This window comes from Achromobacter sp. ACM01 (genome assembly GCF_014851745.1).
GTDB lineage: Bacteria > Pseudomonadota > Gammaproteobacteria > Burkholderiales > Burkholderiaceae_B > Achromobacter > Achromobacter aegrifaciens.
In genome coordinates this window covers 1,239,976-1,259,594 of the sequence record NZ_JACVAF010000001.1, presented here as the reverse complement: position 1 = coordinate 1,259,594, position 19,619 = coordinate 1,239,976, and the positions used below count along the sequence as shown (strand labels likewise).

Here is a 19,619-nt window from a genome sequence, read left to right as displayed (position 1 = left end):
CATGCTGAATCTATACACCGATAGTTCTCCCAATGGCTACAAGGCCACCATCGCGCTGGAAGAACTGGAACTGCCCTACCGCCTGCACCATGTGCGCATCGCGCAGGGCGAGCACCGCCAGCCGGATTTTCTGGCCCTGAATCCGCACGGCCGCATTCCGGTACTGACCGATGATGAAACCGGCGTGGCGCTGTTCGAATCGGCGGCCATACTGCTGTATCTCGCGGAAAAGACCGGGAGGCTGCTGCCCACGGACATCCAAGGCCGCTGGGAAGCGATCAAGTGGCTGCAATTCCATTCCAGCAGCGTCGGTCCCATCATCGGGCAACGCGTGAACTTCGAGGTGTTCGACAAGGCGCGCAACCCCGCCGCGCTCGAACGCTACCAGCGCCTGACCGAGGATGCGCTCGCGGTGCTGGACCGCAGGCTGGCCGATCAGCCCTACCTTGCCGGCGACGCCTACTCCATCGCCGATATCGCGCATTTCGGCTGGAGCCACATCGCACGGATCATCGATTTCGATTTCAGCCATCACCGGCACCTGAGCGCATGGCACGAACGCGTGGCAGCGCGGCCCGCGGTCGCCAAAGGCATCACCCTGCCCGCGCCGGCAACGGGCGCTTGAAGGAAACAAGGACAGTCGGAATGGACACCACCCTCTCTCTCCATGGCACGACGGGAGCGTCGTACTTCGCTTTTTCCGCGCACCCCGGCTATCGGCGGATGTTCGCGCCCGACCGCCTGACGCTGGGCATCTTCCTGCCGCTGCGCTTCTATGAAGGCAGCATGGCGGTCCTTGCGGGGCAGGCCGAACTTGTGCGGCAGATCGACCGGCAGGAGTTTGCCGCCGTCTGGGTACGCGACGTACCCTTGTACTCCCCTTCGTTCGGCGATGCCGGCCAGGTCTTCGATCCGTTCACCTACCTGGCCTTTCTGGCGGCGCAAACGAAGAAGATTGCACTGGCCACGGGCAGCGCGATCTTTTCCCTGCGCCCCCCCATCGATCTGGCCAAGGCGGCGACAACCATCGACCAATTGTCGGGCGGCCGGCTGGTGCTGGGGATTGCGTCGGGAGACCGTCCGGTCGAGTTTCCTGCCTATGGGCTGAATCACGACGAACGCGCTGCGCGTTTCGCCGAGGCGGTTTCGTACTTCCGTCAGTTGATGCGCCCAGGACGCCTGGAGATCGATTCGCCGCTGGGGCGCTTCAGCAACGCGGAATTCCTGCCCAAGCCCGCCGCGGGCGTCATTCCGCTCATCGTCACGGGTTCGTCGGGGCAGTCGCTGCCGTGGATCGCCGAACACGCCGATGGCTGGCTGACCTATCCCGACGCCACCGATACGTCGACAGGACCCAAGCGCCTGGGGGCCAAGATCCGCGCCTGGCGCGCCCAGATTCCCGACGGCGGCTTCCGGCCGCACATGACCAATGAATGGCTGGACCTGGCCGAAGACCCCGACCATCCCCGCACGCCCTTGCATAACGGTTTCGTGCTGCGCACGGGCAGGAAAGGCTTGATCGCGTTGCTGGAAGAATGGCAGGAGGCCGGCGTCAATCACGCCGCGCTGGGCATCCAGTTCTCGCAACGGCCCGCGGCGGACGTGCTGCAGGAACTGGCGGAGGAAGTGCTGCCACATTTCCCCACGCATGAAGGGCCTGGGACTTTGCCGGACGCTTGGTAGCTCACGCAGGCGGCTACGCTATCCTTGACGGTTTGCATCCTCCAACCCCGTCATGGCGCAGCCCTCCGCCCGCATACTCGAAGGAACCATCGACCAGATCCGCCTCGCGGTGCCGCTCGTGCGGCACGATGCGTTCCTGCGCGTAGGAACAGAAAGCGTGATCGCCGCCGGGCTGGAAGCGCCGCAGATCAATCAATTGCAGCGCCTGCATCAGCAGGGCATGCCGGCGCGCCTGGGTGTGATGGACGGCGAAGAGGGGCCGGCCGTCTTCTCCTGGGCGGTTCCGGCGCGTGGCGATCCCATCCCGCCGCGCTACTACCAAACCCTGAAACGGCGCGGCTGGCGCGAGGTCGTCATCGGCGGCGCGGTCTGCGCGGCGTTCGTGTGGCTGGCTTGGCTGCTCGGCATCGCCAGCCTCACACGCGTGTTCCTGATGGTCTTCTCGCTGGTCGTCGCCCTGGTGGCGCTGGTGGTGGCGGGCTCGGCCATGCACGGCCTCTGGCACAACCGCCGCCACCGCCCGCTGATCCTGGCAACCGAAGCGCTTTTCGATCCCAAGCAAAAGCCGGTTGCCGGCATACCTGCCCCGCCGCCCGAGCCGCCACGCCTGGAGCCGCTATCGACGCAGGACGAGGGCGAACCGCCCATCGGGTACGTGCGGGGCCGCCTTACCGGCCTCACGCATGAGATGCGCCAGGTTCACAAAGGGCCGAACTATGGCATCTACCGCTACACGGTCAACGGCGTGGACTACGCGATGATCGCCCAGGAAGCGTTCGGCGACGCGCTGCCCTTCCTGGCCGAGGGCGACCGCGTCGAATTGGCAGTGCGCACGGCCTCCGTCCACCAGGATGGCCGGCGCGCCGTCTATGCGCTGCGCAATCTGGAAGATGGCCGCTGCTATATGTGCCACCGCTACTACGGCGGCGAGCAAGGCAGGGACACGCCTATCCGCGTGGGCATGAGCCAGCGCGCGCGCCTGCTCAAGCTGATAGGCGCGTTGATGCTGACGGCCTGGCTGTTCGTGGTCGGCCTGCAGTTTTTCGCCGGACCGGACGACGGTTCGTTCCGGGACTTTCCCGAACTGGCCGTCTTCCTGCTGGCGCTCTTCTTCATCGTGTGGCTGGGCTTCGCCCTGCCCCTGCTATGGCTGGACACGCGCTGGCGCATGGGCCGGCCCACGCGGCGGCAGCGTTTCACGCAGCGGATCTACGCCATGCTGGACCTCGGTACGCCCCTTGCGCCCTCGCAGCGCATCGAAGACGTGTAGCGCGCGCAGGCCTCAGTTGCCCAGCAGCTTCACCGTCTGCGGGTTGTAGCCGGAATACGCGCCGCCGCAGCCCGTATAGGCTTGCGCGGCGGCGGGCAGGCCGGTAGCGCGGACGGAGAGTTCGCCGCGCGCGCGGATCTCCCTGTAGCGTTCGGCAGCCACCGTCTCATCCGGCAGGAAGTACAGCCGCACGCGCAGCAGGCCCTTGCCTGGGTCCTTGCCGCTCGCCGCGCTGAAGGCCGGCACGCTCACTATCGCCTCCCGCCAGGTCCCGGGTTCTTCCAGCGTCTGCCAACGCACCCGCAAGGGCTGCTCCAGATCGAGCAGGACCGGGCTACCGCCACGCACCGGATCGCAAGGCTGCCGCAGCACGCTGCGCGCCGCCTGCGAGCCCATGTCATAGGCCTGGCCGTTGATCTCCACCCGGGCGATGGTCTGCGGCGTCAGGTTCTGCAGGCCGAATATCGCCACCCCGGGCATCCCGGCCGCCTCCATCCGGTCGTCGGTGGTGCCAGCGAAGCGCGCGATGCCCGGCGCCACCTCGACGTGATCGGCATAGTGGTAATAGTGATAAACCACCAGCTCCGCTTCGCCCTGCGCGGACGCCGAGGGCAGCTTGCCCATATCCGGATACGGCTGGCGTTTCAGCGGCACGGACGCGCCTGGCGTTCCGTCCTGGCTGGAGTACACGTAGCGATCCACGCCGTCCTTCAGGCGCGCGCCGTCGTAGGGGAAATTCTCGCTGGCCGCGGCCCCCTGGTTCGGATAGCGGCGAAAGCGCGAAAACATGTATTGAGCCACCGACCCGGGCTCCAGGTACGGCGACGAGCCCGACGACACGCTCCCGCCGCTCCGGTCCGTCCAGATCGTGCGCCCGCTCAGATTGACATGCGCTTCCTCGATCGCTGGGTGCGACGCCTGGAAACGGTCCCACCTGCCCTGCTCGATGGAGTCGCTGACGGGCACGATGGCAAGTGCCAACACCGTAGGCAGGAACATCAACGCGTGGACGCCCCCCGGCACCTGGCCTTTATCGCGCACCATGTAGATGATCCAGCACAGCGCCAGCACCAGGGCCAGAGGCCCGCCGAACAACACGCCATAGCTCAACAGCGCCTGCGCGCCCCAGCCCAGATTGGGGCTGGAGACGAACACGATGCCCAGGAACGCCAGCAGTCCCGCCAGCAGGAAGGAGACGATGATGCCAAACAGGTAGTGCCGGATTTGCTTCAAGTGCGCAGTCCTCGCCGGTCGCGGCATCGGCGCCATCCCGGTAGGCATGGCAGCCGACGATCTAGTCTGGCGGCAGGATAACGCTAATTCCAGTTCCGCTCTGGATCGGGAAGCGGATTTTGCCTGTCAATCCGCCAGCGCCCGCCCTGTTCTCTACGATGACGGGCGGCCCTTCCAGCGCCCCCCGAGGCTCGTCGCCTACTTGCCCTTGCGCAGCGACAGCGGCACACCCCAGATCGGGTCTTCCATGCCCTGCTTGCCCAAGGGCGTGATCTGCATCGGTGTCATCTTGGCCAGAAGCTGACGGTGTTCCGCGCTTACGTTCTCAAGCCGCTCGATGTACTTCTGCGTGAACTCCATGGGCGCTGGACGCGTATAGACGGTCAGATCTTCGAGCGGGCATTCGATCATCTTCGGATCGACCGCGCGGCAGGCGGACTGCCGGTACTTGTAGCTCGGCGTCTTCAGGTGCATGCGCTGGCTCAGCACCAGTTGGCCGCCCTTGAGCGTGAAACTTGCCAGCGCCTGCTGCGGGGGGATGCGGGCCTGCACCTTGATCGCGGGGATATCGCGGGAATCGGTCTCTTCGCGATAGCCGGCCACACCGAGCTGCGTGGTCTCGCTGTATTGCTGCTCGCTCCAGCTCACGCAGGCGCCCGAAGCCGCGTGCACGGCGGTGCAGACCGTGCGCGTCTTGGTCTCGGTGCCATAGGTAGCGTCGCGCCAGTTGGTTTCCCGGTAGAACTCGCGATAGAGCTCGGGCGACAGATAGGCGGTGCCGTTGGCGCCGCGGCCCGAACCCTCCTTGCCGCTCGCAGCGCCGACCTGGTCAAGCAAGGCATTCAGCTTGTAGTCGTCGCCACCGGTGAGCAGATATTTGCCCGGCGGCAGGATATGCACCTCGAAGGCCTGGAACAGATAGGTCGTCTTCTTGTCCCGTTGTAGCGAGTTGGTCTGAAAGCCGCGGCTGAAAGTTATGCGCGGATCCTTTTCGTACATCCAGATGACGCGCGAGGTCCATTTAGTCATTTCCAACGCGTCGCTCAGCGAACGATGCGGCATGATGTCGGCCACCAGCACCACGGCCATATCGTCCTTCAGCGCCGCGTCGATCAGATCCAGCAGCTGGGCATAGCGCGGATCGTTCCTGGTGCCTTCGGCGCTCAGGAACGGATGAGGCGCGCAGCCAGACAGGGCCAGCGCGAGCGCCAGGGCGGACAGGGCAAGTCGCGGACGCGTCAGGGTCATGGATCAGTCCTTGGTATGAGCGGGATCGGTCGGTTGAGCGCGCATACTACTGGCTCGGGGCCAGATCGCAATCCTTGCATAGCGGCTGAAACACACGCCGGCCGGCTCCGATCCGGCGTTCATGCAGACCCGCGCAAGCGCCCGGCCATGCCTCGCAGCCGCCGGGCCAATAACGGCGGGAGCCGCGGCCCCCCGTACTGCCGCGCCGCCTCGCATGGGCGCTCGGATCGCTGACACAAAAGGTTTGAAATTATTTGTTGCGATTGTTTCTCGTCTCGGCGACGCTAGGCGTCGTCCATCGCGATTCCGCCCGGAGACCCCCGCCATGTCGCTCGCCCTTTACGGCCATCCCTTCTCCTCCTACACGCAGAAGGTGCTGATCGCGCTGTACGAAAACGGCACTCCATTCGAGTTCCGCTGCATCGGCCCCGACACGCCAGAGCACGCGGCCGAATGGCTGCGCCGCTGGCCCCTGCACAAGTTCCCGCTGCTGGAAGACGGCGGCCGCAACATCGCCGAGACCAGCATCATCATCGAGCATCTGCAGCTGGATCATCCCGGGCCGCAGCGCCTGCTGCCCGCCGATCCCAGGACAGCGCTGCAGGTGCGCTTCCTGGATCGGTTCTTCGACCTGCACATCATGAACTGGACGCAGCATGCGGTAGGTGGCGCGCTCTCGGGCGACGAGAACAAGCGGCGGGAAACGCTGGCCCTGGCGGTGGAAAAGCTGGAAGTCGCCTATGCATGGCTCGAAACGCATCTGGCCGGCAAGACCTGGGCGGCTGGCGAGGACTTTACCCTGGCGGACTGCGCCGCCGCGCCCTCGCTGTTCTATGGCGACTGGACGCACCGCATCGCCGAATCGTATCCGGTGCTGCGCGCTTATCGGGCGCGGCTGCTTGCGCGTCCATCGTTCGCGCGGGCCGTGGAAGAAGCGCGGCCGTACCGGCCGCTGTTCCCGCTGGGCGCGCCGGACCGGGATTGACCCCGGGGCCGGCAGACGCGTCACTCGTTGCCGGCGGCCATGTCCCACACCTTCTGGGCGATGGGATTCTTCTGTTCCTCGATGATGTGCGCCATCAGGCCCACCGAACGGCCGATCATCGTCAAGGCCTTGCCCAACTCCGGCGTCAGGCCCATATCGAGCACGATGGCGCCCTTGGCCCCGGTGGCATTCAGCGGAATCTTGCGGCCCGACTGGCGGGCGGCCGCCGCGGCCAACTCGACGGCAAAGCGCGAGTAATTGCCGTAATAGCCGCAGTCCCTGGCGATCTCGAACATCTTTTCGCAACGGGGATCGCCGTCCACGTGTATGGGATGCCCCACGCCGGGAATCTTGCGCTTGGCCGCCTTGTTAGCCGCGACGCATTCCTCGGCATAGCGGCGCAGTTCCTCGTCCGTGTAGCTATCCTGCTTGGGCAGGGCGTCGCGCAGAAAGCGCGCGGCGTATTCGATCACGCCAAGAAAGCGGCTGCCTGCGCCCAGCAATCCCGCCGCCAGGGCGCCCTGCATGGCCTCGGGCGCGCCGTGCAGGGTCAGCCGCGCCGACAAGGCGCTGGGCGTGAGGCCATGGTCGGTCGCGCTCACCAGGAACAGGTTGAGCATGGTCTTGAGCTGCGGCGTGGGGAACTCGCCCAGCAGCTCCAGGGCCAGCACGTCGATGAAATCGCGCTGGAACAGGTCCTGCACCAGGTCATGGCCTCGCACCAGGATGGTATGGGCGTCGCCGCCTCCGATCTTGCTGTCGAACATCTCAAATCTCCGTGTTTTTTTCCGGGCAGCGGACGGCCGCTGCGCCGGCCTGCTATTCGATGACGGCGTCCAGCGCCACCACGCCGCGCCCTTCGTCCAATACCACCAGCGGGTTGACCTCCAGCGATTGCACGTCGTCTCCCAGCGCCGTGAACAAGGCCGCGATGCGCAGCACGGCATCCACCAGGGCCGCCCTGTCGCGCGCCGGCAGGCCGCGATGGCTGGCCAGGCGGCGCGCGATGCGCGTTTGGTCCAGCGCGCGCTCGATCTGCTTGCGGCTGGCCGGCAGGTGGCAGCGCGCCACGTCGGCCTCGACCTCCACCCACACGCCGCCCGCGCCCACGCTCAGCACCGGGCCGAAGACCTCGTCGCGATGCAGGCCCACCAGCATTTCCACGCCGTCGACCACCATCTCCGACACCAGCACGCCGCGGATGGCCGCGACGGGCACCTGATGCCGCGCCGCGTTCGCGACAATGTTCTCGAAAGCCTGCCGCACGTCGGCTTCATCGCGCAGCCGCAGCTGCACGCCGCCGATCTCGCTCTTGTGCAGCACGCCGTCGGCCACCAGCTTGAGCGCCACCGGAAAACCGATGGCGCACGCGGCTGCCGCCGCCTCTTGCGCCGTGGCCGCCTGGGATTCGCGGGGCGCGCGCACGCCGTACTGCGCCAGCAGCGCCTTGGCCTGCGCTTCATTGCAGGGCAGCGTTACGACAGGCGCGGCCGCCGGCAGGCCTGCGGGCGGAGCGTCCGGCGCCTCGTCGGCCCCCAGGTCCGCGTACGCGCTGACGCGCTTGAGCGCCTGCATGGCGTTGCGCAGGCTGTAGACCGGCGCGAATCCTTCCTGGATCAGAAGGTCGTGCGCCGGCCCGCGGCGGCTGCTCATCCAGACGGGCACGAAGGCCTTGGCGCCGCCCTGTGCGACCGCCAGCATGTTGCGCACCAGCCCTTCGGTGCTGGCCGAATAATTGGAGGTGATGGGATAGAGCACGGCGTCCACGCCCGGGTCCGCAAACAGCGGCGCCAGGCAGCGCCGCGCCAGATCCGGGTCGGTCAGCGCCTTGGTGGTCAGGTCCACGGGATTGGTCAGGGCCGCGTAGGCGGGCGCGTGCCGCGCCATCTCGGCCACGGTTTCATCCGCCAGCGCGGCCATGGCCAGCCCGGCTTCGCCCACCTTGTCGGCCGATAGCACGCCCGCGCCGCCCGACGATGAATACACGCAGATGTTGCGCAGGCGGCGCACGCCCACGCGCGATATCAGGCTGGCGACGTCCAGCAGTTCGTCCAGGTCTTCGACACGGATGACGCCGTACTGCGAGAACACCGCGTCGTTGACGGCATCCTCGCCCGCCAGCGAGGCAGTATGCGATTGCGCCGCCTTCTTGCCGAAATCCGAGCGGCCGATCTTCAGCGCGATCAGCGGCTTGCCCGCGCGGCGCGCGGCCGCCGCCGCCGCAATGAAACGCGGGCCGCTGCGTATGCCTTCCATCACGGTGCAGATCAGGTCGGTTCCCGGGTCATGCGCCAGCCAGTTGATGAAGTCCGCGCTGTCCAGGTCCAGTTCGTTGCCGGTGGAGAACCAGCGCGAAAAGCACACGCCGCGCTCGTTGCCCTGCATGAGCGAACGGCCCAGGCCTCCGCCCTGCGTCACCAGGCCGATGCGCGAAAGCTTTCCCGTCCTGCCGTCGTTGCGGAATTCGGTGGAAAAGGTCAGGCCCAGGCGCGGCGCCAGCATGGTCATGCCCGCGCAGTTGGGACCGTACAGGCGCATGCCGCTGCGCTGCGCCAGCGCCAGCATCTCGGCCTCGACCGTGCGCCCCGCTACGCCCAGCTCGGCGAAACCGCCCGTGAACACGATGACGTAGCGCACGCCCTTGGCGGCGCAGGCGCGCAGCGTGGCGACGGCGGATTCGGCCGGCACCAGCAGCAAGGCCACGTCGATGCCTTGCGCCGGCACCGCGTCCACGCTGGCATGCAAGGGTTTGCCGAAGAGTTCGCCGCCCTTGGGGTTGACCAGGTGCACCTCGCCGTCGAAATCCGAGTGCTCCAGCACGTTGACCACTGTGGTGTGGCCCAGCGTGCCAGGCTTGCTGGAGGCGCCCACGATCATGACCGAACGCGGCCGCGTCAGCTCCACCAGATCGTCGAAGCGAACGTTGGGATCAAACTGGGAAGGACTGGCGCTCATGCGGCCTCCGGTCGGCATTTCATCAGGGTGGTCCATTCCGACTCCACCACGACTTCGCCGTTCTGGTTCTTCACCGTGCGCTGCATGGTCACGCGGCCCGTGCCGGGGCGCTTCTGCGACAGCGTCTTATCGCCTATGCTCAATTCGACATGGATGGTGTCGCCGATGAGCACGGGCTTGCGCCACACGCAGCGCAGTTCGGTCAGCGCCAGCCGGGTGCCGTCCATCAGGCGGTACACCGGCATGCGGGTGGTCAGGCCCGACGCGATGGCCAGGGTCAGCATGCCGTGCGCGGCGCGCTGGCCGAAGGGATGGCTGGCGGCGAATACGGCATCCGTGTGCAGCGCGTTGTAGTCGCCGGACAGCCCGGCGAACTGCACCACATCCGCTTCGGTGACCGTGCGGCGCGGACTTTCCCAGGACTGCCCGGACGCCAGGTCCTCAAAGTACAGGCGGCGGCCCAGATGTTCGTCCAGATCGAATGGCGTGCTCATGCGTAACGCCCTCCCGTCACGTGCACGGTCTCGCCCGTGGTGAAGCCGGCCAGGCGCGATGCCAGGAAGGCTACCGTCGCGGCCACATCGGCCGGGTCGCCCAGCCGGCCGACCGGCGTGTTGGTCTTGGCGCGTTCGGTCAGCTCTTGGTAGTCGGGGCGCTTCTGCATGCGCGGCGTCGAAATGACGCCCGGGGCGACCGCGTTGGCGGTGATGCCGAACTTGCCGGACTCCAGCGCCAACGAACGGGTAAAGCCGATCAGCCCGGCCTTGGCGGCCGAGTAGTTGGTCTGCCCGGGATTTCCCAGATGGGCGCGCGAGGCGATGTTGATGACGCGGCCGAAGCGCTGTTCCATCATCAGCGGCAGCACTGCGCGCGAGCAATGGAATGCCCCTTGCAGCGTCACGTCCAGCACCGCGTGCCAATCTTCCTCGGACATCTTGGTCAGATAACGGTCGCGCGCGAAGCCCGCGTTGTTGACCAGGATATCCACCTTCTTCCAGCGCTCGACCGCCTGCTGCACGGCGCGGCCGACCTCGTCCTTGTTGGTCACGTCGGCGCGCACGCCCAGGCCGTTCCCGCCCAAGGCAGACAGTTCGGCGCAGGCGGATTCGATCGCCTCTTCATTGGCGTCGCACACCACCACATTGCAGCCTTCCTGCACGAAGCGCCTGGCCATTGCCATGCCCAGCGTGCCCGCGCCGCCCGTGATGAAAGCGGTGCAACCCTTCAGTTCCAGATCCATGATGCCATTCCATTCGAGTTTCAATGTTCCTGCCACGCCGGGCCCGCCCGGGCCCGGCGTTCAATCGACCTGCAGCCGCGCCTTCTCCACCAGAGCCTGGGCGCCGGCCCTCTCCTTGGCCCAGAAGACCGCGAAGGCTTCGGGCGTGCTGCCCACCAGCGGCGTGTAGATGCGCGCGAAGCGTTCCTGCACTTCGGGCATCTGCAGGGTGTCGCGCAAGGCCTTGGAGAACTTGTCGACGATGGGTTGGGGCGTGCCCGCCGGCATGACCACGGCCTGCCAGGTCGTCACTTTGAAGCCGGGCACGCCGGACTCGGCCACCGTGGGCACGTCGGGCATGTCCGCCACGCGCTGGTCGCCGCTGACGGCAAGGGCGCGCAGCGCGCCTTCCTTGATGAAGGGCGCGGTGGTGGAGCGGCTGTCCACCATGAAGGACAGGCGCCCGGCGATCAGGTCCTGCAGCGCGGGCGCGCTGCCCTTGTAAGGCACGTGCGTCATGGGCGCGTTCAGGGCCAGCGACAGCGCGGCGCCCGCCACGTGCATGGAACTGCCGTGCCCGGCGGACCCGTACGACAACCCCGCGTCGGGCTTCTTCGCCGCCTGCACCAGGTCCTGCATGGTCTGGAATGGCGAAGACTTCGGCACCACCACAACCAGCGGCGAATCGGTCAATTGCGTGACCGGCACAAAGGCCTTGCCCGGATCGACCTGCACGCCCTTGTAGAGATAAGTGTTGATGGCCAGCGGCCCGACGTTGGCCCACAGCGCCGTGTAGCCGTCGGGTTCGGCCGTGGCCACGGCCTGGTTGGCGATGTTGCCGTTGGCGCCGGGCTTGTAGATCGGCACCACGGGCTGGCCGAGCTTTTTGGATAGCTCGTCCTGCACCATCTTGAACGCGATGTCCGAAGCGCCCCCGGGCGCGAAACCGATGACCATGCGCAGCGGACGGTCGGGCCATTCCGCGTGCGCGCCGGCCGCCAGCATGCAGGCGGCCAGGCCCGAGGCCAGCTTGACGATGAACTTCATGTTGTCTCCTGTGGGCGCCACGCTAGATCGTGGTGTCGTACTTGACGTTCTTGAGCTGGGTGTTTTCGTAGATGGCTTCCAGCCCGCGTTCCTTGCCGATGCCAGACTGCTTGTAGCCGCCAAACGGCGCATCGAACGACGTCCGCAGGCCGGTGTTGATGGCCACGCTGCCCGACTGCAGGCCGCGCGCCATGCGCAGGGCGCGGCCGCCGTCGCGCGTGTACAGCACCGCGGCCAGCCCGTAGCGCGTGTCGTTGGCGATGCGCAAGGCGTCGGCTTCGTCGCGAAAGCCGATCACGGATTGCACCGGGCCGAAGATCTCGTCCTGCGCGCTCTGCATGCGCGCGTGGGAGTTCAGCAGCAGCGTGGGCGGCACGAAGTAGCCCTTGGCCGTGTCGCCTTCCAGCTTCATGTTGCCGTAATGGACGGGCTGCGCGCCCTCTTCCCGCGCCAGCGCCACGTACTTCTCGACGCGCTGCTTCTGGGCCGCGCTGACCAGGGGGCCCATCTCGGTCGCTGGGTCCGCGGGCGAGCCGATGCGCACGGCGTCCAGGCGCTGCTGCAGCAGGCCAAGGAATTCCTCGCGCACGGAATCCTGTACCAGCAGGCGCGTGCAGGCGATGCAGACCTGGCCGGAATTCTTGATGATGTCGCCCGCGGCCACGGCCGCCGCCTTGTCCAGCGGCGCGTCCTCGAACACGATCAGCGGCGACTTGCCGCCCAGCTCCAGCGTGACGCGCTTGACGTCGGCAGCCGCGGACGCCTGGATACGCGCGCCGGTCACGGTGCCGCCGGTGAACGACACCCGTGATACCAGCGGATGAGTGACCAGCCGTTCGCCCACCGTGGCGCCGGGACCGTTGACCACGTTGATCACGCCGGGCGGAAAGCCGGCTTCCTCGAACAGGCGCGCCAGCGCCATGCTGGACAGCGGCGTCACTTCCGAGGGCTTGAGGATCACCGCATTGCCCGCGGCCAGCGCCGGACCGAGCTTGTTGACGGTCAGCGTCATCGGGTAATTCCACGGCATGATGAGCGCGCACACGCCCAGCGGCTCGCGTATCGTGAAATTGAGCACGTCGGCATTGCCCACCGGTATGGTCTCGCCGCGCAGGGCCGGAATGATGCCCGCGAAGTACTCCAGCGACGCCGGCATGCCCTTGAGCGAATCCAGCGAATGCGTAATGGGCTTGCCCACGTTCAGCGTTTCGATCCAGGCGAGCTTTTCGCGGTCGCGCTCGAACAGGTCGGCCAGGCGCCGCAGCAGCTTGCCGCGCTGCGCCGGCGTGGTCTTGCGCCAGTGCGTTTCAAAGGCGGTGTGCGCAGCCTGCACGGCGGCGTCCACATCTGCCGCCGAGGCTTCATGCACGCTGGCGAGCACCTGCGCCGTGGCCGGGTTGCAGGTATCGAACGTGCGGCCTTCGGCGCCAGCGCGCCAGTTTTCCCCGATCAGCAGTTCATAGGGGCGGGAATCGATGACATCCATGCGGGCGCTCCTTACGCGGCCATTTGCAGGTATAGGGATTGGATTTCTTCCGGCGCGAGTACGCGCGGATTGATGGGCATGGACGCGCTCAGCATGGCCTGGCTGGCCAGCTGAGCGGCGTCCTGCTCAGACAGCGCCAAGCCGGAAAAGCGCAGGGGAATGCCCGCCAGCCGCGCCAGCGACTCGACCGCCTCGATCAGGGCCAGGGCGTCCTGTTGTTCGTCGCCCGTCGCGGCTATGCCCAGCGCGCGGGCGGCCTCGGCGTAAGGCGCGGCGGCGGTCTGCGCCGTGTGGCGCGCCACCACGCTGAAGATCGGACCCAGCACTTCCGCATGCGCCATGTGGACGCGCGACTCCAGCGGCGTGCACATGGCGTGCACGGCGTCCACCTTGCTCATGCCGATGGCCAGGCCCGCCATATATGCGCCCATCTGCATGTCGGCGCGCGCGCGCAGGCTGTCCGGGGCGCGCAGCACGTCGGGCAGCGCCCGCATGCACAGGCGCAGGGCCTGCAAGGCCATGGCCTTGCCGACAGGGGAAGGATCGGTATTGATCCAGGCGCCCAGCGCATGCAGCACGGCGTCGAAGCCGCCCTGCGCGGTGGGGCGCGGCGGCAGGCTGAGCGTAAGCTCGGGCTGCAGCGCCACCAGCGCCGGACGGGCGCGCAAGGAACGGTACAGGCGCTTGCGCCCGTCGTCGCCCTGGATCAGCGCGGCCGAGCTGCTTTCGCTGCCGGTGCCCGAAGTCGTGGGCACGGCGATGAAGAGCGGATCGGCGGGATCGGCGGCGGCGTTCAGCCAGGCTTGCCCACACGGCGCCTGCAATTCGTCGGCATCGAACCCGCCCGCCAGGCAGGCGTAGACCGCCTTGGCCACGTCGATGGCGCTGCCCCCGCCCACCGCCAGCACGCTGGCGCAGCCCTGCTCGCGCGCCACGTGCAGCGCGGCCCGCACCTGGTCCATGGCGGGATTGGGCACCACGCCGTCATAGACATGCCATTGCAGTCCCGGCATGGCGGCAAGCGCCGCTTCGACCGCGGCGCCCGTTGCGCCCCAGGTGCCGGCATCGGTCACCACCAGCGGCAGGCGCAGGCGCGCGCCCGCGGCCGCCAAGGTTCTGGCCAGGGCCTTCCCGCCCCAATGGCAAACGCCAGGCCAGGACATCACGCCCTGGGCCTGTGGCGCACAATCCTGCTGACCGCTCATTCGTCCTCCTGATCTTGCATAATTTGCTAGGCAAATTTATAATTCATTTAGTGAATTGATCATAAAAAAGGAGCTTGCCCATGTCAAGAGCCTCGCCTCGCGCGCCCAAGAACGACGCCACCGAAGATTCCGCGGAACCCGACCGCCAATTCGTCACCGCGCTGGCCCGCGGGCTGGACATCCTGCGCTGCTTCAGCGCCGAACGGCGCATGCTGGGCACGACGGAACTGGCCCATCTGACCGGCCTGGCCCAGCCCACGGTCTGGCGGCTGTGCCATACCCTGCAAAAGACGGGATTCCTGGCCGCCGTGCCAGGCAAGGACAAGCTGCAACTGGGCATCGCCGCCATCGCGCTGGGCGGCGCGGCGCTGGCGGGGCAGGAAGCGCTGGACATCATCCGGCCCATGTTGCAGGCGCTGGCCGACCGCTATCAGGTCGCGGTGGCGCTGGGACGGCGCGACGGCGACAGCATCGTCTACCTGCTGCGCTGCCAGGGAAATTCGCCGCTGCTGATGAATCTGCGCGTGGGTTCGCGCATACCGCTGTTCCATAGCGCGATCGGCTGGGCCTACCTGGCCTGCTGCTCGCCCGAGGAACGCGAGGCCCTGCTGCAAGAGGCCCGCGCATCCGGCAAGGCCGGCGATGCCACGGAGCAACAGGCCATTGCCGACGCCATCGCCCGGTATCCGGAGCGCGGCTTCGTCTATCACGAGCGCCCCGCCTATCAGATCAACACCGTCGCCGCCGCCATCGAGCTGCCCGCCGGCGAACGCTACGTGGTCAGCTGCGGCGGCCCGGCGGCGCTGCTGCCCCGGCAACTGATGCTCGATGAAGCCGGGCCCACGCTACGGCAGTTGGCGCATGAACTGCAGCCCATCCTGCTGATGGGGAGGCACGTGTGACCCAGCCTCTTGCTCCGGCCATTCCGCAACGCTGGCCCACCCGCATCACCGAACTGATGGGCATACGCTGGCCGTTGCTGCTGGGCGGCATGATGTGGCTGTCGGATGCGCGGCTGGTCGCCGCCATGGTGCGCGCAGGCGGCATGGGTTTCATGACCGCGCGCAGCTCACGCACGGACCAGGACTTCCGGCAGGCGCTGCGCGATTGCGGCGAACTGACGGGCGGCCTGCCGTTCGGCGTCAACCTCACGCTGTCGCGCCGCGCGGCCAATAACGAGTCCATGCTGACGCGGCTGCGCATCGCGCTCGACGCGGGCGTGCGCCTGTTCGAAACGGCGGGCCTGCCGCCCACGCCGCTGCTGCCCGCGCTGCGCGAGGCTGGCGCCATCGTCATCCACAAGTGCGCGCATGTGCGCCATGCCGTCGCGGCGCAGAACATGGGCGTGGACGCAGTCACGCTGGTCGGCATGGAAGAAGGCGGCCACCCCGGCAGCAACCAGCTGCCCACCTTCCTCAACGGCGCCTATGCCCTGGAACAGCTGCGCATTCCGCTGGCGCTGGGCGGCGGCATCGGCCACGGCCGGCAGATCGCCGCGGCGCTGGCCCTGGGCGCCGACGCCGTGGTGATGGGCAGCGTCTTCACGCCAGCGCAGGAGACCCCGGCGCACGCCGCGTACAAGCAGCGCGTGGTCGACACCAGCGAGCACGGCACCCGCGCCGTGCTCGGCAGCCTGGGCGACACCTGGCGCATTCTCGACAACGAAAACGCCCGCAAGGTCGCCGCGCTGGAACAGGCGGGCGCCAGCAGCTACGCGGACTTCGGCGAACTGATCAGCGGCGAACGCACCCAGGCCCTCGCCTATCAGGCGGGCCAGCATGAAGAAGGCATGCTGTCCATGGGCCCGGCGGTGGGCTTTGCCCGCGGCATAGAACCCGTGGAAAGCATCGTCCTGCGGCTGCAGCGGGAATGCGTGCAGGCCAGCGCGCGCTTCATGCGCATGGTCGATTCCGCCTGATTTCCCGCCCGTGCCAACGGGCCGTTCCACACCCCTCGCATCCCTGCCCCGCCCTGCGCGCGGCAGGGATTTTTCATGCGCCTGCGCGAACAGATCTGGCATCGGGCCGCAAGCCCGTTATTGCGGCGCTCCCGAGGCCGCAGTATCATCAATTCATTAAACGAATTATTAATTCGCAATGCGAATAACAAACGGATCACCCAAGAATCCGTCCGCGCAACGCAAGCGCGCTCAACCCAGAAAAACAGGAGACAGGAATGAAGTTCAGCAAGATGGTTGCGGCAGCCCTGCTGGCCGCGGGATTCGCGACGGCGGCCTCGGCCGCGGAATGGCCGGACAAGCCGATACGCGCGGTGATCGGTTTTGCGCCCGGGGGACCTTCCGACATCGCGTTCAAGATGATGCAGGACGAGCTGAGCAAGAAGCTCGGCCAGCCCGTCATCCCGGAATACAAGCCTGGCGCCAACGGCAATCTCTCGCTGCTGGCCGCGGCCAGCGCGCCCGCCGACGGCTACACCATCCTCTGGACCAATGCGGCCACCATCGCCGTCAACCAGTACCTGTACAAGGACCTGAAGATCGACCCGGCCCAGGCCTTCGCGCCCGTCGCGCAACTGACCGATTCGCCGCTGGTGGTGGTGGTGCCCAAGGATTCGCCCTACCAGACCATGGCGGACCTGATCAAGGCGATCAAGGCGGACAAGCAGGCGACGATCACCTACGGATCGCCGGGCTACGGCAGTTCGGCGCACACCGCGGCGTCCTCGCTCGCGCTGGCCTTGAACACCAAGCTCACGCACGTGCCGTACAAGGGCAGCGCGCCCGCGCTGCAGGACCTGGTCGCCGGACGGTTGACCTTCATGATCGACAGCCGCTCCAGTTCCCTGCCCTACATCAAGGACGGCATGCTGCGCCCCCTGGCGGTCAGCGGCGCCACCCGCGTCAAGGATCTGCCGGACCTGCCCACCATCGCCGAGTCCGGCGTCCCGGGCTTCAAGGTCACCACCTGGCAGGCCGTGGTCGTCCCCGCCGGCACGCCCAAGCCCATCATCGACAAGCTGGCCCGGGCGCTGGAAGAAACCGCCGCCATGCCCATCGTGCAGGAACGCTTCGAACGCATCGCCACCCCGCTGGTCAGCAGTTCGCCCGAAGCGTTCGCCAAATTCTGGGCGGAGCACCGCGAGGTCACCCGCGACCTGGTGGAACGCGCCAACCTGAAGCTGGAGTAAACGCATGAGCAACATCGACCTGACGCCCGAACAACAGGAGCTGCAGCACAGCATCCGCCGCTTCATGCTGGCGGAAGTGGCGCCCATCGTCGCGCAGCACGAAAAGGCGCGGACCTTTCCGTTCGAACTCATGCCCAAGCTGGCGGAGCTGGGCTACCTGGGCGGCAACCTGCCCGAAGACCAGGGCGGACACGGCATCGACATGCCCACCTGGGCCATGATGATGGAAGAGCTGGGCTACCACTGGCTGTCGCTGCGCACCATCGTCAACATCACCAACGGCTCCATCAAGCGCCTGGCCGCCCACGGTTCACCGGCGCAGAAAGAGAAGTACCTCAAGCCGCTGATGGCCGGCCGCCTCAAGGCCTGCACAGGCCTGACGGAGCCGAACACCGGCTCCAACATCGCCGGCATCCAGACGCGGGCCGACCTGGTCGGCGACGAGTGGGTGCTGAACGGCCGCAAGCTGTGGATCACCAACGGCTGCGACGCCGACTTCGCCATGGTGGTGGCGCGCACCTACAGCCCCACCTGCGAGGGCAAGCTGTCGACCTTCATCGTCGAACGCGCCCTGGCCAACTATGACGTGCGCAAGCTCGACACCATGGTGCTGCGCTGCACCGGCACGGCCGAACTGGGCTTCGCCGACGTGCGCATCCCCAAGGAAAACCTGGTCGGCGTCGAAGGCGCGGCCCTCGCCGGCACGCTCAAGGGCCTGGATGCCGCGCGCCTGAACATCGCCATGGGCGCCGTCGGCGCCGCGCAGGCGGCCCTGGACATGTCCATCGACTACGCGAAACAGCGCGAACAGTTCGGCCGCCCCATCGGCAGCTTCCAGCTGGTGCAGAAGCACATCGTAGACATGACGGTCCGCGTCGAAGCGGCGCGCGCCCTGGGCATGCGCGCGGCCCATGCGCTGGAAGCGGGCAAGGACGTGCGCCAGGCCTGCTCCATCGCCAAGCTCTACGCCACCGAGGCCGCCCACGAAGTGGCCAACATGGCGCTGCAAGTGCATGGCGGGCTGGGCTACTCGGAGGAATATCCGATCGAGCGCATCTTCCGGGATACGCGCGGCGGCATGATTCCCGAAGGCACGACGGAGATCCAGACGCTGATCGCGGGGCGGGAGATCCTGGGGATGAACGCGATAGCCTGACGGGCGGAGCGCCAGCCCTCAGCCATCCCGCTCATGATTGGTGATGAAGTCCGGCGGCAACGCCGGGCCCCACACATAAAGCGAATCCTCCGGCGGATAATCCCCCGACGGCCACTTCTGTCCTTCGGCGATGAAGTCGATGTCGTACGAATACTCGGCGTAGCTGCCCCAGGGATCGCGCACGTAGCGGAAATAGTTTGAACCCAGCACGTGCCGGCCCACGCCCCAGCCGTCCCCATACCCCGCCGCGCCCATCTGCTCCATGCCTTGCCCCACCGCATCGATGGACGGCACGCACCAGCTGCTGTGATGCAGGCCCAGGCCATGCGACTTGGCCAATGCGATCAGGTGATGGTCGCTGCCGTGCGGACTGTGGATGAAGGCGATGGCATCGCCCGAGGTATCCGACACGCGCAGTCCAAGCGCATCCACGTAGAAGCGCGTGGCCCGAACCACGTCGGCGCTGAACAACAGGATGTGCGACAGATACAGCGGCCGCACCTGCCGCACCTGGCTGCGCGCGGGCGCGCGGCCGGCGCCGCCGCTGGCCTGTGGCGGCTCTTGCGGCGCGGGGGCCGACGGTGAAGACTTGGCTGCAATCCGCAATTGCAGAGCCAGCCCGTCGGGCGCCTCAATCCAGAGCCCTGCGGGGTCGGCGTCCTGCGGCGCGTCGCGGCGGGCGATACCCAGGCGGTCCAGATGCACGGCGAACCGTTCCAGGTCGTCCGCGTGGATCCCCATGCTCACCCACAGCAGACGCTTGCGTACGCCCTTCAAGATGCGCGCCCAGCGGTGCGGATGGCCATGGGTGTACAACGCCAGGCAGCCGTTCTCATCCCGCACGTCCAGGCCGAAACTCGAATAAAAGCGCCTGGCCTCTTCGAGATCGGGAACGCTGAACACGAACTCGTCCACCGAGTGCACGGCGAGCGGCGCTGTCTGCGCATTGGATTGCATGTCTGTCTCCAAGAATCTTGTTCTGGTT

General features: G+C 67.2%; 18 protein-coding genes. 8 read left to right on the top strand and 10 right to left on the bottom strand.

Going from position 1 to position 19,619, the window contains the following annotated elements; genetic code table 11:
- The first annotated feature begins 1 nt into the window (after position 1).
- The 3 genes from IB268_RS05800 to IB268_RS05790 all read left to right on the top strand — a co-directional run bounded on the left by IB268_RS05800 (position 2) and on the right by IB268_RS05790 (position 2,953).
- Positions 2 to 625: a glutathione S-transferase family protein gene (locus IB268_RS05800; protein WP_054451831.1), complete on the top strand. Its 624-nt coding sequence runs from the start codon at positions 2 to 4 to the stop codon at positions 623 to 625.
- A 98-nt stretch (positions 626 to 723) separates the two neighbouring features.
- Positions 724 to 1,683 (top strand): LLM class oxidoreductase, encoded by a 960-nt coding sequence (locus tag IB268_RS05795; RefSeq protein WP_208949719.1) that lies wholly within the window; start codon positions 724 to 726, stop codon positions 1,681 to 1,683.
- Between the two features lie 52 nt (positions 1,684 to 1,735).
- On the top strand, positions 1,736 to 2,953 hold the full coding sequence (locus tag IB268_RS05790) for a hypothetical protein (RefSeq protein ID WP_192353957.1): 1,218 nt from the start codon (positions 1,736 to 1,738) through the stop codon (positions 2,951 to 2,953).
- Positions 2,954 to 2,965: 12 nt separating this feature from the next.
- Here the strand turns inward: IB268_RS05790 and IB268_RS05785 are convergent, their stop codons facing one another.
- Together IB268_RS05785 and IB268_RS05780 are read right to left on the bottom strand one after the other, a co-directional pair.
- Positions 2,966 to 4,186, bottom strand: a complete 1,221-nt coding sequence (locus tag IB268_RS05785; RefSeq protein ID WP_192353956.1) for a hypothetical protein — start codon at positions 4,184 to 4,186, stop codon at positions 2,966 to 2,968.
- Between the two features lie 198 nt (positions 4,187 to 4,384).
- Positions 4,385 to 5,434: a hypothetical protein gene (locus tag IB268_RS05780; RefSeq protein ID WP_192353955.1), complete on the bottom strand. Its 1,050-nt coding sequence runs from the start codon at positions 5,432 to 5,434 to the stop codon at positions 4,385 to 4,387.
- A gap of 325 nt (positions 5,435 to 5,759) precedes the next feature.
- On the opposite strand from IB268_RS05780, the gene IB268_RS05775 reads away from it, so the two are divergent.
- A complete protein-coding gene (locus IB268_RS05775; RefSeq protein ID WP_192353954.1) occupies positions 5,760 to 6,419 on the top strand; it encodes a glutathione S-transferase family protein in 660 nt (219 codons plus the stop codon).
- A gap of 20 nt (positions 6,420 to 6,439) precedes the next feature.
- Here the strand turns inward: IB268_RS05775 and IB268_RS05770 are convergent, their stop codons facing one another.
- Genes IB268_RS05770 through IB268_RS05740 form a run of 7 tightly spaced genes read right to left on the bottom strand, consistent with a single transcriptional unit; the run spans position 6,440 to position 14,331 of the window.
- Positions 6,440 to 7,186: a citryl-CoA lyase gene (locus IB268_RS05770; protein ID WP_054451836.1), complete on the bottom strand. Its 747-nt coding sequence runs from the start codon at positions 7,184 to 7,186 to the stop codon at positions 6,440 to 6,442.
- A 52-nt stretch (positions 7,187 to 7,238) separates the two neighbouring features.
- Positions 7,239 to 9,374: an acetate--CoA ligase family protein gene (locus tag IB268_RS05765; protein WP_192353953.1), complete on the bottom strand. Its 2,136-nt coding sequence runs from the start codon at positions 9,372 to 9,374 to the stop codon at positions 7,239 to 7,241.
- Positions 9,371 to 9,868 (bottom strand): MaoC/PaaZ C-terminal domain-containing protein, encoded by a 498-nt coding sequence (locus IB268_RS05760; RefSeq protein WP_192353952.1) that lies wholly within the window; start codon positions 9,866 to 9,868, stop codon positions 9,371 to 9,373. The genes IB268_RS05765 and IB268_RS05760 overlap by 4 nt, the downstream gene beginning before the upstream one ends.
- Positions 9,865 to 10,614, bottom strand: coding sequence for an SDR family NAD(P)-dependent oxidoreductase (locus tag IB268_RS05755; RefSeq protein ID WP_192353951.1), 750 nt, complete (start codon positions 10,612 to 10,614; stop codon positions 9,865 to 9,867). The genes IB268_RS05760 and IB268_RS05755 overlap by 4 nt, the downstream gene beginning before the upstream one ends.
- Before the next feature lie 60 nt (positions 10,615 to 10,674).
- Positions 10,675 to 11,640 (bottom strand): tripartite tricarboxylate transporter substrate binding protein, encoded by a 966-nt coding sequence (locus IB268_RS05750; RefSeq protein ID WP_054451839.1) that lies wholly within the window; start codon positions 11,638 to 11,640, stop codon positions 10,675 to 10,677.
- 22 nt (positions 11,641 to 11,662) lie between these two features.
- Entirely contained in the window at positions 11,663 to 13,126 is a 1,464-nt protein-coding gene (locus tag IB268_RS05745) for an aldehyde dehydrogenase (protein WP_192353950.1), read from the bottom strand.
- An 11-nt stretch (positions 13,127 to 13,137) separates the two neighbouring features.
- A complete protein-coding gene (locus IB268_RS05740) occupies positions 13,138 to 14,331 on the bottom strand; it encodes an iron-containing alcohol dehydrogenase family protein (RefSeq protein WP_192353949.1) in 1,194 nt (397 codons plus the stop codon).
- 80 nt (positions 14,332 to 14,411) lie between these two features.
- Between IB268_RS05740 and IB268_RS05735 the strand changes: the two genes are divergently transcribed.
- The 4 genes from IB268_RS05735 (at position 14,412) to IB268_RS05720 (ending at position 18,634) form a co-directional block, all read left to right on the top strand.
- Entirely contained in the window at positions 14,412 to 15,233 is an 822-nt protein-coding gene (locus IB268_RS05735; protein WP_054451842.1) for an IclR family transcriptional regulator, read from the top strand.
- Positions 15,230 to 16,249 (top strand): nitronate monooxygenase family protein, encoded by a 1,020-nt coding sequence (locus IB268_RS05730; RefSeq protein WP_082400790.1) that lies wholly within the window; start codon positions 15,230 to 15,232, stop codon positions 16,247 to 16,249. Before IB268_RS05735 ends, IB268_RS05730 begins: the two co-directional genes overlap by 4 nt.
- Before the next feature lie 257 nt (positions 16,250 to 16,506).
- Positions 16,507 to 17,478: a tripartite tricarboxylate transporter substrate binding protein gene (locus IB268_RS05725; protein WP_054451843.1), complete on the top strand. Its 972-nt coding sequence runs from the start codon at positions 16,507 to 16,509 to the stop codon at positions 17,476 to 17,478.
- Positions 17,479 to 17,482: 4 nt separating this feature from the next.
- A complete protein-coding gene (locus IB268_RS05720) occupies positions 17,483 to 18,634 on the top strand; it encodes an acyl-CoA dehydrogenase family protein (protein WP_054451844.1) in 1,152 nt (383 codons plus the stop codon).
- A gap of 18 nt (positions 18,635 to 18,652) precedes the next feature.
- Here IB268_RS05720 and IB268_RS05715 read toward each other — a convergent pair whose 3' ends face one another.
- On the bottom strand, positions 18,653 to 19,591 hold the full coding sequence (locus IB268_RS05715; RefSeq protein ID WP_192352736.1) for a VOC family protein: 939 nt from the start codon (positions 19,589 to 19,591) through the stop codon (positions 18,653 to 18,655).
- Positions 19,592 to 19,619 lie beyond the last annotated feature (28 nt).

Coding starts and splice junctions, on each gene's coding strand:
- IB268_RS05800 (WP_054451831.1), top strand. CDS start 2: ATGCTGAATCTATACACCGATAGTTCTCCCAATGGCTACAAGGCCACC.
- IB268_RS05795 (WP_208949719.1), top strand. CDS start 724: ATGTTCGCGCCCGACCGCCTGACGCTGGGCATCTTCCTGCCGCTGCGC.
- IB268_RS05790 (WP_192353957.1), top strand. CDS start 1,736: ATGGCGCAGCCCTCCGCCCGCATACTCGAAGGAACCATCGACCAGATC.
- IB268_RS05780 (WP_192353955.1), bottom strand. CDS start 5,434: ATGACCCTGACGCGTCCGCGACTTGCCCTGTCCGCCCTGGCGCTCGCG.
- IB268_RS05775 (WP_192353954.1), top strand. CDS start 5,760: ATGTCGCTCGCCCTTTACGGCCATCCCTTCTCCTCCTACACGCAGAAG.
- IB268_RS05770 (WP_054451836.1), bottom strand. CDS start 7,186: ATGTTCGACAGCAAGATCGGAGGCGGCGACGCCCATACCATCCTGGTG.
- IB268_RS05765 (WP_192353953.1), bottom strand. CDS start 9,374: ATGAGCGCCAGTCCTTCCCAGTTTGATCCCAACGTTCGCTTCGACGAT.
- IB268_RS05760 (WP_192353952.1), bottom strand. CDS start 9,868: ATGAGCACGCCATTCGATCTGGACGAACATCTGGGCCGCCGCCTGTAC.
- IB268_RS05755 (WP_192353951.1), bottom strand. CDS start 10,614: ATGGATCTGGAACTGAAGGGTTGCACCGCTTTCATCACGGGCGGCGCG.
- IB268_RS05750 (WP_054451839.1), bottom strand. CDS start 11,640: ATGAAGTTCATCGTCAAGCTGGCCTCGGGCCTGGCCGCCTGCATGCTG.
- IB268_RS05745 (WP_192353950.1), bottom strand. CDS start 13,126: ATGGATGTCATCGATTCCCGCCCCTATGAACTGCTGATCGGGGAAAAC.
- IB268_RS05740 (WP_192353949.1), bottom strand. CDS start 14,331: ATGAGCGGTCAGCAGGATTGTGCGCCACAGGCCCAGGGCGTGATGTCC.
- IB268_RS05735 (WP_054451842.1), top strand. CDS start 14,412: ATGTCAAGAGCCTCGCCTCGCGCGCCCAAGAACGACGCCACCGAAGAT.
- IB268_RS05725 (WP_054451843.1), top strand. CDS start 16,507: ATGAAGTTCAGCAAGATGGTTGCGGCAGCCCTGCTGGCCGCGGGATTC.
- IB268_RS05720 (WP_054451844.1), top strand. CDS start 17,483: ATGAGCAACATCGACCTGACGCCCGAACAACAGGAGCTGCAGCACAGC.
- IB268_RS05715 (WP_192352736.1), bottom strand. CDS start 19,591: ATGCAATCCAATGCGCAGACAGCGCCGCTCGCCGTGCACTCGGTGGAC.